Below are 14,033 nucleotides of genomic sequence, written 5' to 3'. Positions count from 1 at the left end.
TAGTTAATTCCTATCTTTCAAATTACTTTTTAGTAATTCCATAATACGACTAAATTTTTCCATTTTAAGGTATTTTAATATTTCTAAATCAACTTCAGTAGTTTCATAAAACTTATCTTCATAAGTATCAACAACAACGCGATTAGCAACGGGGCGTAAAAAAGATAAATACTTATTGTCGTAACACTCTAAAACGGACATTGGAATTTTTAATTTAAAAAAGTAGATATCTAATTCCGGAATATTACGATATTTAGTTTTACGACCTTTTTTATTATTTTTAGCATCAATTAAACTCGTGCGTCAGCGTTCGTATTCTTCTACAGATTTAAAAGTGCCATAGACAACCTTTAGGTAGGGGCGAAAAAAATTAACTGATTTCTTAGTAATACCAACAATAACCGAATTAGCAATATCTCTAACTTTAACCCAAATATGTTCAGGGCGTTGGCCACTGGCTAGAACAATATGACCAAAATGTCTAACAAGAGCAAAATATTCTTGTAAACCTTGGGTTGATTTATCATTTTCTTTATAATCGGTTCCTTCTAAAAATAAATTGGTTTCGTCTCATAACAATAAATGTTTTTCTTCTAATATTGGATATTCATTATCCAATAACGACATATGCCCCAAAGATAACATTTGTTGGTCTAAAATTGGAAATGTTGAAGCCGTCTTTCATTTTTTCTTACCTAAAAGTTTTGAAGCAAAAACTAATAAAGCAGTTTTTCCAGTTCCCAATGAACCAATCACAATATTTAATGGTGATTTGAATAAAAAATTAATAAAAGATTTACGATTAACTCATTGCATAAATTTAGTAATTAAAATTAAACAATTTAAGATAATACCGATGATATGAAAAAATGAAACTCAATATTGTGGATTAATAACAACAAGAAAAGCATAATAATATCAAGAAATAATAAAGAAAGTGCGATTTAAGCTAACAAAGTCATTGATTTTTTCACAGATATTTTTTAGAAATTTAAGCATTATCGCACTCCTTTATTTTTTTAATTACTATTAACGAACTCTTAATAGTAGTTTTTCAAACATTCCAAAAGCAAATAAGAATAATCCAACAATTGCCGGAAATAAAAAAATTCAATAAGTAGCAAAGAAATCTACTACTAATGGCATTTGCCCACTGATAATGTCGCTTCAGATTTTTCCAAAAAGTCCTACCATACTATCTCACAAATTACTAATGGCTTGTTTTCCGGTAATTGCTACTGGTGCATCAGCTAAGAAAGTTGTAAACATATAATCACCCCCTTTCTTTTCAAAATATTTATCCTATATTTATTAACAAAAATAAGATTTAACTTTATAAAATAAAATCAACATAAATAAGATAATAACTGTTGTTAGTAATCAAAAAGCGATGTTGGTTGTTAAAAGTCAAAGTGGTTCTTCAGTTAAATTAATTTCTTTACCGCCAGTAATATGAGCTGGAATAGTTGTAATTTGGATAAACAAATCTCAGAAAGTTTGTTTAATTTGTTCTCAATTTAAATCTTTTCAAACAACTAGAAACATTGAAATAAACACTTAATCGGAAGAAAGAGAATACCAATGAAACTGGCAAATAACACAATGATTACAAGAATTGAGAACAAAAATACTACTTGGGGCGGTAAATCGGCAGTTGGATAAAGTAAATCAATTAACTTAATAATTACATCTTTTAACATTTATTTTATCCTTTCGTTTGAGTTTCTTGATTTTGTTTGTCATTTTTTTCAGTTAAATAAGATAATTTAACAATGAAGCGTTTTTCTTTTTTACTAAAATCCCCTTTAATTTCTTTTGCTTGTTTACCATACTTTTTAACATCGTTCATTCAACGCCACAAACCCCAAGCAACAGCAAAAGCGAGTAATAAGGTTAATAAGATAAAACATATTAGACTAAATATTGCCATTATTTTTCAATTTCCTTTCTATTTAAAGTTTTATTTTTCAAAGCTCTTTTTTCCTTAATCTTCTTAACAATAAGTCAAACTAATTTTTCAACTTTAAAAGCAATAAATATCGCACTACCAAATCAATAAACAAATAATCCAAGCAACATAATTGCGGTATTTAAACCAAAAAACTTATACATATCTTTTTCAATAAAATCAATAAATTCACCATTTGTTCCCATCACTCACTTAGTATCCAATAAAGTTAAAGCTCAAAGTATTAAGTTTATAAAGATAAAAACAATGCTAAGCAATATTTTTAACCAATGATTTTTAAATCAATTTTTAATTCTTATTTTTAATTGCATTTTTTCTTTCATTTTTTAACTCCTAATGTTTCGTTTTTCTTAGTTGATTTCTAAATCTTAAACTTTCTAACGAAGTATAATTTTCACTTTCAAAGCCTACATAATTAATATTTTTAAATTCATAGATTGCTCCGCACATTTTAGTTTTAAATTTATTAACTTTTGATTTTAAGTACTTTACAAATTCAGAATTTACGGTTCTATTAACAATATTATTCAAAGTATCGGTAAATATTTGTTTTCTAGTAATGGGGTTTTGACAGTTATAAGAGAATTGATAAGCCTTGATATTTAAATCATACTGATTTAATGATTTTTCATTCAGGACATTTTTAGTTATATATTTGGAGCAATATTTTACAACCATTTCATTAGTGTTTTCACGAACTCTAATATTTTTATTAATTCCGTAAGGTCAAAATTGTAAAATAATTTTATGGGGTATTTTTTCGGTGATTAAAATATGAAAATGAATAACGCCTCTTTTCTGATATTCATATGTATACAAATACTTAATATTTTTATTTTTAACTTTAAATCAATATTTTAATTTTTTAAAAAATTTATTTAAATCACGCTTACATTTTCTAATGTCAAATTCATTAACATCAGCATAAGTAAGAGTTAAGAATGTAAGTTTTTTGCAGTCTCAAAAATTATGATATGCCTTCCTAATAACATTAGATTTTGCACGAATATTGCTATTAAACAGTTTTGTATCACAATTACCTTTATTTTTTAAACCGCTAGCATTGCGGTTATTTGCTTTAATGCGTTCTAAAGGCATAACAATATTACGAATATATTGACCGTAATAAATCGTTTTCATATAAAAATCAGTCGGATTTTGAGGTTGTAAATTCATATTTTATTCTCCGGTTTTAGATTTTCGCCAGTTATGTTATTTAATCAAGTAATAGTCGGCTTCGCCGACTACCCGCTAAGCGGGCGGAGCATACGCTTTCCGCACCGCTTCGCAGACCGAAGTGATTATCAATTAACTGGACAAGTTTTTTTGATTTTTTTCTAATTCAATTTTTTGCAAATTAACTATTTTGGGGTTTTTATCAAAAGTTAATTCGCAACTAAAAAATGATTTAACATTTTCTTTTAACAATTTATAAATTTCTTGTTGTTCTAAATTATTATCATCAATTCATAAGGCTTTTTGTTCGCCGGTAGGCTCAAATAAGTCATTTTCATAACGCAAAAATTCGGCAGAATATCCTGACATCGTAGAGCCATCTTTATTTTTAAATATTTTTCTTTTTATACTAACTAATTTAACTTTAAACATTATTTTTTAAATTCCTTTTATTTTTCTTTTAATTTTGATTTTTTTTAATACAAAACGAATTAAACAGTTCACTATTTGTGTTATGGTTACTCATACTAATGAATAACCTATAATCATTAACCTACCAATTGCTCCAAAATTTTTAATAAATTGTTGCAAATTTTCAATATCTGTATGTAATAATAAAACTATACTTAAAGATATGAATATAATGTAATTAAGTATTATTCATCAATATTTTTTTATAAATTTATTTACAGTTTTCATTTTCTTTTTTTATCCTTTTATTCTTTTTAAAATTAGGAGGTTTTATATGTATTTATTAGATAAATTAGAAGATATTTCAGATAAGATAATTTGCTTTTTAGAAGTTAATCTTAATTATTTTGGCATAACTATTTGAATAGGTTGAATTTTACAAGGAGTTGCTTATTTTTGAACTCCGGATAAAGATAATTCATTTGGACAAGCATTATATGCTATGGTTTGATTTTTTAATTGAAATTTTAAATTTCAAGATTTAAAATGAGTTTATTTATTTAAAGAAGAAGGTTGATTTGTAGTTCAATTTATTATTGGTATTGTTTGAATTCTATATTTAATTTTTTATAGGTTTAAAAAATAAATTTCTTACTTTTTTAGTGTGCTTTATTTTTATTTTTTAATATTTTTTTAATATGATTAATAAATTTTTTATCACAAGCATCGTGATTTCCTAAGTTTCTAATATGCAAACACCAACGACATATTTTATAATCTATCGTTTCTTTCAAAATTAAAACCCCTTTTCATCGCAAGAATTACAGATTCCAACTGTATTTTTATTGCCAACGATATAGCTTTCGTTGTCGCATTCAATACAAAATATTACTGCCAAAAGAAAACACCCCCTAAAAGTTTGTAGAAAACAAAATCTTGTCATATGTATATGGTTTCTACAACCTTATCAAAAGTATGTATTGATTTAAGAGTATAATTAGTATAAAATTATATAGTTTTAGTTATGAAAAACAAGGGGGATTTGTTAATGGCATTTAAGATGAAACATTTTGGAGATTATGTTCAAAGAAGAGATTATTCCAAAGTTTCAGGGAAATTAGAATTACCCAATTTGATTGAAGTACAAACTGATAATTATCAATGATTTATGAAAGATGGCATTCAGGAGGTTTTTGATGAAATATTTCCAATAACTGACCCTGAAGGTAAGACAATATTATCATTGTTAAGTTGAGAAGTAAAAAAACCACGACGCAACTTAAAACAAGCACAAGAAGAATCAAAGATTTATGAAGTACCAATTTATGCTAAATTGCAATTAACTGTTATTAAAGATGATGAAAGAATTAATAGTCAAATTGCTAAAACGCCAGATCAAGCAATGTTATTATGAGTAAGAGAAGAATTTGGTTTTAAAAATCCAGTATTATCAAAACAAGATGATAATGTTTTTTATTTTGAAGATATTAATGCTGATGATAAAATTGCTATTGAAATTATTATTAAAAAGCAAAATGAAGAAGAAATGTTAGTTGATTATACCCTTTGAAGAGCCGGTGAAGTTTTTTTAGGTGATTTTCCGTTGATGACCGATAAAGGAACTTTTATTATTAATGGTAGTGAAAAGGTTGTTGTTTCGCAATTAGTAAGATCGCCAGGAAGTTATTACAAAAAGAATATTGATCTGAAAACAGGAAAAATTATTTATTTTAATGATATTATCCCTTCACGGGGAACATGATTAGAGTTTGAAAGTCATATTAAAAAGGTTAAAAATAAACAAAATAATTTATATAAACATATTTTTCAAGTAAAAATTGATAAGTCACGAAAAACTAATGCTACTGTTTTGTTTACAGCATTAGGTTTAAAAAAAGATGATTTATTAGCATTGTATAATGATGATCAGTTATTAATTGACACTTATGAAAGTGATTATATTAGTGGTTTAGAAAAAGATAGTTGAGAATTTGCGGTTCAAGAAATTTATAAAAAAATTCGATCAGGGGAAACAGCAACTGTTGATGGTGCTAGTAAGTTTCTTTTTGGATTATTATTTGATAAAAGAAAATATGATTTAACTAAAGCCGGCCGATTTAAATTGATTCAAAAGTTATCAATTGTTGATCGGTTATTAAATCGGATTTTGGCTGAAGATATTAAAGATGTTAAAGGTAATGTTGTTTTTAAAAAGGGATATTTAATTACTAAAAAAGATTTAGAATTGTTGCATACGATTTTAAATGCTGGGGCAATGTTGCAAGAAATTAATTTTCATCCAGATATTAAAAGTCATAATAAAATTCAAAGAGTTTTAGTTTATGCTAATAATGAAATGATTAATCCTGATGATAGTATTGCAATTTTAGGTGTTGATCCAAGTAATAAAATGGAACATATTACGATTCCAGATATTATTGCTTCTTTTTCATATTTATTAAATATAACTAAAGATTTGGGAAATATTGATGATATTGATCATTTAGGTAATCGTCGTGTGCGAACAGTTGGTGAGTTATTACAAAATCAATTTCGGATTGGGATGGCAAGAATTGAAAAAAATGTTAAAGAAAAGATGTCAACTGCTGATAGTTCTGTTATTAAGCCATCAAATATTATTAATAATAAACCGTTAACAGCTGTTATTGGTGAGTTTTTTAACTTATCACAGTTATCACAGTTTATGGATCAAACTAATCCGTTATCAGAGTTAACTAATAAAAGAAGAATTACTGCGTTAGGTCCGGGGGGATTATCTCGTGAACGAGCTGGTATAGAAGTTCGTGATGTGCACTACTCGCATTATGGCAGAATTTGTCCGATTGAAACTCCTGAAGGACCAAATATTGGTTTAATTAATAATTTATCAACTTACGCTCATATTAATAAATATGGTTTTATTGAAACGCCATATCGGAAAGTAAATAATGGTATTGTATTTGAAGTTAATCATTATTTAACGGCAGATCAAGAAAAAAATTATGTTATTAGTCAAGCAAATATTGCAATTGATGATCAAGGAAAGATTATTGAAAAGCAAGTTGCTGCTCGTTTTAGTGGTGAAAATATTATTGCGCCTAACAATGAAGTTGATTATATTGATGTTTCACCACGACAAATTGTTTCCATTGCGACATCTTGTATTCCTTTTTTAGAAAATGATGATGCTAACCGTGCTTTAATGGGCGCTAATATGCAACGTCAAGCAATCCCTTTAATTAAACCACAATCACCGTTAGTAGGTACGGGTATGGAGCATGCTGCTGCTAGAGATTCAGGATTAGCAATTATTTCTTTAGATGATGGAATTGTTGATTATGTTGATAGTAAAAAAATTACTATTAAGCATAAGGAACGAGTTAAAGTTTATGAATTAAATAGTTTTGGTCGTAGTAATAGTAGTACGGCTTTAATTCATTCACCATTGGTAAAACCAGGTGATACTGTTAGCAAAGGTCAAATTTTAGCTGATGGTGCTTCAATGGAAAAAGGTGAATTAGCGTTAGGTCAAAATGTTATGGTGGCATTTACAACTTGAAATGGTTATAACTATGAAGATGCGATTATTATTAGTGAACGCTTAGTATATGATGATGTCTTTACATCAATTCATATTGAAGAATATACTATTGAACGTCGCCAAACAAAACAAGGTGAAGAAGAAATAACTCGTGAAATTCCTAATATTCCAGATAGTATGCGTCGTTATTTAGATGCTGATGGGATTGTAATGGTTGGTGCGGAAGTTAAAGAAGGCGATATTCTTGTTGGGAAAGTAACACCTAAAGGACAAACCCAACTGTCAGCAGAAGATAAATTATTACAAGCTATTTTTGGTGAAAAGTCTCGTAATGTTAAAGATAATTCTTTAATTGTTCCAAATGGTGGTGCGGGAATTATTCAAGCTGTGAAAAGATTTTCTCGTAAAGATGGACATGATTTACCAGTTTCGGTATTAGAAATTGTTAAAATCTATGTTGTTCAAAAACGAAAAATTCAAGAAGGTGATAAAATGGCGGGAAGACACGGTAATAAGGGTGTTATTTCTAAAGTTTTACCGATTGAAGATATGCCCCATCTTATTGATGGTACACCTGTAGATATTATGTTAAATCCTTTAGGAGTTCCTTCGCGAATGAATATTGGTCAAGTACTAGAATTACATTTGGGAATGGCTGCTAAAAAGTTAGGGTTAAAAGTAGCTACCCCAGTTTTTGAAGGCGTAAGTAATGAAGAATTAATTGCCATTATGACAGAAGCCAAGATGGATAATTTTGGAAAAGAAACTTTAATTGATGGTCAAACAGGTGAAACATTTGGTAATAAAATATCTGTTGGTGTAATGTATATGTTAAAACTATCACATATGGTGGAAGATAAAATTCATGCTCGTAATGTTGGGCCATATTCTTTAATCACTCAACAACCATTAGGTGGAAAAGCACAAAATGGTGGCCAAAGATTTGGAGAAATGGAAGTATGAGCTTTGGAAGCTTATGGGGCGGCTCATACTTTAAGAGAAATATTAACAATTAAATCTGATGATATTATTGGAAGAACGAAGTTATATACTAAAATTGCTAAGGGTGAAAAATTGCCATTGTCAGGAATTCCTGAGTCATTTAATGTTTTAATTAAAGAATTACAAGGTTTATCAATCAATGTTGTTTTAAAAACTAAAGATGGTAAAGAACATAAGATGTTAAATTATGAAGAAGATGAAGAAAGTAAATTCTAGAGAGGAAGAAATGATAAATGTTTAATGATCACAAAAACTTTAAAGAAATTAAAATTAGTTTAGCTTCTCCAGAAGATATTCGTTCTTGAACGTATGGTGAAGTAACAAAACCAGAAACTATTAATTATAAATCATTAAAACCAGAAAAAGATGGTCTTTTTGATCAACGAATTTTTGGGCCGATTAAAAATTATGAATGTGAATGTGGAAAATATAAAAAAGAAAATAATCGTGGTAAAATCTGTGAACGATGTGGGGTGCAATTAACAGAATCAATTGTTAGAAGAAAAAGAATGGGACATATTGAATTAGAAGATCCCGTATCACACATTTGAATGTTAAAAGCATCACCTTCCCAAATTGCTTTGGCATTAAATATGCGTACTAAGGATTTAGAGGAAGTGATTTATTTTGTTTCTTATATTGTTTTAGATGCTGGTGATGCTAAAAATTTAAGAGATAAAATGGTTTTAGATTTAGGTAATGCTAAAACTTCACAAGAAACTCGTGAACGATTAATTAAAACTTTAGAAAATATTAAAAAAGATTTAACTGTGGAATCAATTGCTTTTGAAAGAGCACAAGGAATGATTGAAGATTTAAAAACTACTAATATTCCTTTTTCAATGGATGAATGTGCTCAATTTATTAATAAATATACTAATGCTAAATTTGGTATTGGTGCTGAAGCAATTGAACATTTACTTAAAAATTTAGATTTGAAAGAAGAAATTAAGAAAATTAAAAGAAAAATTCAAGGTAAAAAATCGCAAACGGATAAATTAAAATTAATGCGTTCTTTAAAAACCTTAAATGATTTTTTGCGTTCAGGAAATAAACCTGAGTGAATGATTTTACATGCTATTCCGGTGTTACCACCAGATATTAGACCAATTATTCAATTAGATGGAGGTAGATTTACAGCATCAGAATTAAATGATTTATATCGTAAGATTATTATAAGAAATGAACGATTAAAACGCGTTAAACAAATGGGAGCCCCTTCAATTATCATTAATAATGAAAAAAGGATGTTACAAGAAGCAGTTGATGCTTTAATTGATAATGATCGCAAAGCGCGTCCTGTAACCGGAAGAGATAAGCGACCTTTAAAATCATTAACAGCAATTTTAAAAGGAAAACAAGGCCGTTTTCGTCAAAACTTGTTAGGAAAACGAGTTGATTATTCTGGAAGAAGTGTTATTGCTGTTGGTCCAGAATTAAAAATGTATCAGTGTGGTTTACCACGCGATATGGCAATTGTTCTTTTTAAACCATTTATTATTGCTGAATTATTAAGAGATGCTAAAGAAAATAATAGTAATTTAACTTATAAGATGGCAGAAAAGATGATTGATCAACGCGATGAACGCGTGTGAGATTTTTTAGAAGTAGTTATTAAAGAGCGTCCAGTATTATTAAATCGGGCACCAACACTGCATCGTTTAGGAATTCAAGCTTTTGAACCGAAATTAGTAAAAGGGAAAGCAATTCGCTTGCATCCATTAGTAACACCAGCATTTAATGCTGATTTTGATGGTGACCAAATGGCAGTTCATGTGCCGATAACAGCAGAAGCTGTTGCTGAAGCGCGATATTTAATGTTAGGTTCAAAAAATATTTTAGGACCGAAAGATGGAAAACCAATTGTAACGCCAACTCAGGATATGGTTTTAGGAAATTACTATTTAACTTTTGAAAGTAAAGGTAAAATTGGTGAAGGAAATATTTATCGGAATTTTGATGATGCTGTTTTAGCTTATGATAATAAACAATTACATTTACATGCGATAATTGCTATTCCTGTTGATGCTATGGATGGTAAGATTAAAGTTAATGATAGTAAAAATAAGGTATTAATAACAACGGTTGGAAAATTAATTTTTAATAAAATTTTTCCTGTTGATTTCCCTTATTTTAATGAACCAACAGCAGAAAATCTTGATTATTTAGATGACCGTCATATTATTTTAATTACTGAGGATATCCGAAAATTTATTGCATCACGAGAAGCAATTTCTCCATTTAAGAAAAGTAGTTTATCAAATATTATTACTAAGTTTTTTAAGCAATATGGAACGCAAAAAACTGCTGAAATGTTAGATAATATGAAAAATTTAGGATTTAAATTTTCAACAATTTCTGGTATTACGATTTCGTCACAAGATATGCAAGCATATGATGATAAAAAAGAAAACTTTATTGAAGCTGATAAATATATTGCTGAAGTTCAAGAATTTTATCGTTTAGGAATGATAACTGAACGCGAAAAACATAAATTAATTATTGAAAAATGATCGGATGTTAAAGATTTAATTCAAAAGAAATTAGAAGTAGTGTTAAAGCAAGATATTAATAATCCGATTACGATTATGACTGATTCCGGTGCGCGGAGTAATCTTTCTAACTTTACACAGTTAGTAGGGATGCGAGGATTAATGAATAATCCTAAGGGAGAAGTTATTGAATTACCGATTCTTTCTTCTTTTATACAAGGATTAACGGTTCTTGAATTCTATATTTCTACGCATGGGGCGAGAAAAGGAATGGTTGATATGGCTTTAAAAACAGCTGATTCTGGTTATTTTACAAGAAGATTAGTAGATGTTGCCCAAGAAATTATTATTGTGATGGAAGATTGCCAATCAGAAAAAGGATTCTTAATTAAAGATATTGTTGATACTAAAAATTATATTATTATTGTGCCCTTACAAGATCGTGCTTTTGGACGATTTACAAAGTCAGCGATAATTAACAAAAATGGTAAGGAAATTGTTCCTGCTAATACTTTAATTACTGAAGATATTAATAATAAAATTGCCAAAAATAATATTACGGAATTTGAAATTCGTTCTGTTTTAACTTGTGATGCTTCTAAAGGGGTATGTAAAAAATGTTATGGACTTAATTTAGCAACGGGTGCAATTGTTGATATTGGTGAAACTGTTGGGATTATAGCAGCCCAATCAATTGGTGAACCAGGGACACAATTAACAATGCGTACTTTCCATACAGGTGGGGTTGCTGGTGGTTTAGATATTACTCAGGGGTTACCAAGAATTAAAGAATTATTAGATAATACAATTCCTAAGGGAGCAGTTGCCATTATTTCTGAAATTGATGGTACCGTTCAAGAAATAAGTGAAGAAAATGGTATTAATGTTATTACTGTTGTTTCTGAACATAATGAAAGAAAATATAAAACTCCTTATAACTCTAATATTCGTGTTAAAGTTGGTTCGCTAGTTAAAGCTGGTCAAAAATTAACTGAAGGAGCAATTAATGTTAAACATTTATTAGAAATTGCTGGGATTAAAGAAGTTCAAGAATATATTTTAAAAGAAGTTCAAAAAGTGTATCGTTTGCAAGGAATTCAAATTTCTGATAAATATATTGAAATTATTATTAAACAAATGTTAAATAAAATTCAAATTATTGATAATGGTGATAGTGACTTATTAGTTGGGGAAACAGTTACGATTAAAGAATTTAAAGATATTGTTGGTAAGTTATTATCAGAGGATCGTCGTCCGCCTTATGGATTTCCAATTATGTTTGGTATTAAAAAAGCACCATTGGAATCTAATTCTTTCTTATCGGCAGCATCATTTCAAGATACTACACGAGTATTAACAAAAGCAATTATTAAAGGTAAAGTTGATAATTTAGAAGGATTAAAAGAAAATGTTATTTTAGGTAATTTAATTCCTGCGGGGACAGGATTATTAGATTCCGAAGATATCATTGCTAGAGGAAAAATTGCTTATGAAGAGGAATATTAAAATTTAAATTATTAGATATTTTTTAAACATAAAAGAAACGCCATTATTGTAAAGATAATGGCGTTTTTGTTTTATTCAATTTTAGTAACTAATTGTTCATAAGTTAAGGATTGTGGTTTTCTTGGTAATTCTTTATTTTTAGGTAAATATCCGGCAGCAAGAACAACGGCAACATTGTATTCATTAGGAGCGATATGGTTATTTGTTTCTAAATAATTAATGATGTCAGCACCATCAAACCCTTCCATTGGACTAGTACCAATGCCTTTAGCAAAAGCACAAAGAATAATGTTTTCTAATAAAATATATGCTTGTCGTTTAGCTCATTCTTCTGGGTCATTAATATATTTTTTTAAATAATTTATTAAGTTATTTTGTAATTGTTCAAATTTTTCATCAGAATTCTGATAACGCGTTTGATATCTTAAACGAAGAAAGGCACTATTTTTTGTAAAGGCATTTTACCTGAAATGTAAAATTAAAAAGGACACTTATATAAAAAACAAATTGTGTTAATTCTATAATTAAGAAAAGAAAGGAATTAGTACAATGTATAAGTATCTGACTATTGAATCAATAATAGCAATAAAAGAATATAAAAGTTATGGATTTTCTATTCGTAAAATAGCAAAAGCAATTGATTATAGTAAATCAACTGTACACAGAGTTTGTAAATTATTAAATCAAAACTTATTACCATTAGAAATATTGAATCAAGTTCAAAAAAATAAACAAAATGCAGGTAGAAAATTAATAATTTTAACTTTAACAGAAATTAATACTATCAATCATTTGTTAATTACTAAAAATTATGCTCTTGATATAATTGCTGATTTTTTAAAGAAAAATAAAATAAAAAATATTTCAACAAAAACTTTATATAACATGTTTAAAACAAATCGAATGGGTTTTGATGAAAAAAATTTATTGAGAAAAGGCAAAAATAAACCTCATAAACAAAAAGAAACTAGGGGCAGAATTAATAATTGTAAATCTATTCATGAAAGAAATTTAATCATTCCAAATATTAAAAATATACAAGAATTTGGCCATTTAGAGGGAGATACTATCGTTGGTAAAGATCATAAAAGTTCTATTATTACTTTAGCTGATATATGATCAAAAACCACAATTCCTTTGAAAACTAAAAATCATAAAGCAGAAAGTATTACACAAAGTATAATAAAATTTATTTCAAAATTAATACCAGGAACAATTAAAACTATTACTTTTGATCGTGGTAAAGAATTTAGTAAATGAAAATTAATTGAAAAAAATTGTAATGTTAAAATTTATTTTGCAGATGCCGGCAAACCTTGTCAAAGAGGTTTAAATGAGAACAATAATGGTATTTTAAGAAGATATTTACCAAAATCTACTGATTTATCTTCATATAAACAAAAAGACTTAAATTCTATAGCATTTCAAATTAATTCTACACCCAGAAAATCATTATCTTATAAAAGACCAATAGATTTAATACAATTATTTTAAAAAACTGTCCCATTTATATTTACAATTCAGGTTAGTTAAAATTAAAAATAGATGTGAAGCGTTAAGGACTTGTTTTTGTTTTCATATTAAAGGATGTAATTCTTGTTTTACTTTGTTATTACTAACAACAATAAGATGTCATGGTTCTGATTCAAATGCTGATGGTGAATGACGGGCTACTTCTAAGATTTCATTAATATCTTGTTCATTAATTTTTTGGGAATCATATTCTCGTCAAGAATGACGCGCTAAGAGGATTTCTTTTAGGATATCAAATTTATTCATAAGTTTACCTACTTTCTTGTAGTTATAATTATAAAACATTTTTTTACGAAGAGATAAATAAAGTTAAAAATTTAACTAATAATAAAATTAATGAAGGGGTTGTTACTTTTAAAATAAATTAATATTTGTTCAAAATAATTAATTTCTTTCTTTCATA

The 14,033-nt window shown here is 27.8% G+C and carries 13 protein-coding genes and 1 pseudogene; 4 read left to right on the top strand and 10 right to left on the bottom strand.

The window, feature by feature from the left end; all coding sequences use genetic code 4:
• Window positions 1-3: 3 nt before the first annotated feature.
• The 7 genes from AACK97_RS04690 to AACK97_RS04660 all read right to left on the bottom strand — a co-directional run bounded on the left by AACK97_RS04690 (window position 4) and on the right by AACK97_RS04660 (window position 3,577).
• Window positions 4-999 carry a hypothetical protein gene (locus tag AACK97_RS04690; RefSeq protein ID WP_338966927.1) on the bottom strand — a complete coding sequence of 332 codons (996 nt, stop codon included), beginning with the start codon at window positions 997-999 and terminating at the stop codon, window positions 4-6.
• A gap of 30 nt (window positions 1,000-1,029) precedes the next feature.
• On the bottom strand, window positions 1,030-1,269 hold the full coding sequence (locus AACK97_RS04685; RefSeq protein ID WP_338966925.1) for a hypothetical protein: 240 nt from the start codon (window positions 1,267-1,269) through the stop codon (window positions 1,030-1,032).
• A 42-nt stretch (window positions 1,270-1,311) separates the two neighbouring features.
• Window positions 1,312-1,545, bottom strand: coding sequence for a hypothetical protein (locus tag AACK97_RS04680; RefSeq protein ID WP_338966808.1), 234 nt, complete (start codon window positions 1,543-1,545; stop codon window positions 1,312-1,314).
• 160 nt (window positions 1,546-1,705) lie between these two features.
• Complete coding sequence (locus AACK97_RS04675; protein ID WP_338966809.1) at window positions 1,706-1,930, bottom strand: hypothetical protein; 225 nt, start codon at window positions 1,928-1,930, stop codon at window positions 1,706-1,708.
• Window positions 1,930-2,292, bottom strand: a complete 363-nt coding sequence (locus AACK97_RS04670) for a hypothetical protein (protein ID WP_338966923.1) — start codon at window positions 2,290-2,292, stop codon at window positions 1,930-1,932. The genes AACK97_RS04675 and AACK97_RS04670 overlap by 1 nt, the downstream gene beginning before the upstream one ends.
• Window positions 2,293-2,302: 10 nt before the next feature.
• Window positions 2,303-3,145: a rolling circle replication-associated protein gene (locus AACK97_RS04665; RefSeq protein ID WP_338966921.1), complete on the bottom strand. Its 843-nt coding sequence runs from the start codon at window positions 3,143-3,145 to the stop codon at window positions 2,303-2,305.
• 132 nt (window positions 3,146-3,277) lie between these two features.
• Complete coding sequence (locus AACK97_RS04660) at window positions 3,278-3,577, bottom strand: hypothetical protein (protein WP_338966919.1); 300 nt, start codon at window positions 3,575-3,577, stop codon at window positions 3,278-3,280.
• 313 nt (window positions 3,578-3,890) lie between these two features.
• On the opposite strand from AACK97_RS04660, the gene AACK97_RS04655 reads away from it, so the two are divergent.
• The gene (locus tag AACK97_RS04655; protein ID WP_338966918.1) at window positions 3,891-4,202 is read left to right on the top strand and encodes a hypothetical protein; all 312 of its coding nucleotides are present in this window, start codon (window positions 3,891-3,893) and stop codon (window positions 4,200-4,202) included.
• A gap of 13 nt (window positions 4,203-4,215) precedes the next feature.
• Here the strand turns inward: AACK97_RS04655 and AACK97_RS04650 are convergent, their stop codons facing one another.
• Window positions 4,216-4,350 carry a hypothetical protein gene (locus AACK97_RS04650; protein WP_338966916.1) on the bottom strand — a complete coding sequence of 45 codons (135 nt, stop codon included), beginning with the start codon at window positions 4,348-4,350 and terminating at the stop codon, window positions 4,216-4,218.
• A 254-nt stretch (window positions 4,351-4,604) separates the two neighbouring features.
• Here AACK97_RS04650 and AACK97_RS04645 point away from each other — a divergent pair.
• Together AACK97_RS04645 and rpoC are read left to right on the top strand one after the other, a co-directional pair.
• Window positions 4,605-8,300 (top strand): annotated as a pseudogene (locus AACK97_RS04645) (DNA-directed RNA polymerase subunit beta); the annotation flags it as partial.
• 32 nt (window positions 8,301-8,332) lie between these two features.
• Window positions 8,333-12,097, top strand: coding sequence for a DNA-directed RNA polymerase subunit beta' (gene rpoC, locus AACK97_RS04640; RefSeq protein WP_338966911.1), 3,765 nt, complete (start codon window positions 8,333-8,335; stop codon window positions 12,095-12,097).
• A 71-nt stretch (window positions 12,098-12,168) separates the two neighbouring features.
• Here rpoC and AACK97_RS04635 read toward each other — a convergent pair whose 3' ends face one another.
• Window positions 12,169-12,345, bottom strand: a complete 177-nt coding sequence (locus tag AACK97_RS04635) for a hypothetical protein (RefSeq protein WP_338966908.1) — start codon at window positions 12,343-12,345, stop codon at window positions 12,169-12,171.
• 301 nt (window positions 12,346-12,646) lie between these two features.
• Here AACK97_RS04635 and AACK97_RS04630 point away from each other — a divergent pair, with 301 nt between their 5' ends.
• Window positions 12,647-13,591: an IS30 family transposase gene (locus AACK97_RS04630; protein WP_338966714.1), complete on the top strand. Its 945-nt coding sequence runs from the start codon at window positions 12,647-12,649 to the stop codon at window positions 13,589-13,591.
• On the opposite strand, the gene AACK97_RS04625 is transcribed toward AACK97_RS04630, so the two are convergent.
• Window positions 13,583-13,876: a nitroreductase family protein gene (locus tag AACK97_RS04625; protein ID WP_338966906.1), complete on the bottom strand. Its 294-nt coding sequence runs from the start codon at window positions 13,874-13,876 to the stop codon at window positions 13,583-13,585. The two genes, AACK97_RS04630 and AACK97_RS04625, sit on opposite strands and share 9 nt — an antisense overlap.
• Window positions 13,877-14,033: the final 157 nt, after the last annotated feature.

Source organism: Spiroplasma endosymbiont of Lonchoptera lutea, from assembly GCF_964019715.1.
Taxonomy (GTDB): domain Bacteria; phylum Bacillota_I; class Bacilli_A; order Mycoplasmatales; family Nriv7; genus Nriv7.
Note: the sequence above shows the minus strand (reverse complement) of the source record. Positions and strands in the feature narration are given on the sequence as shown.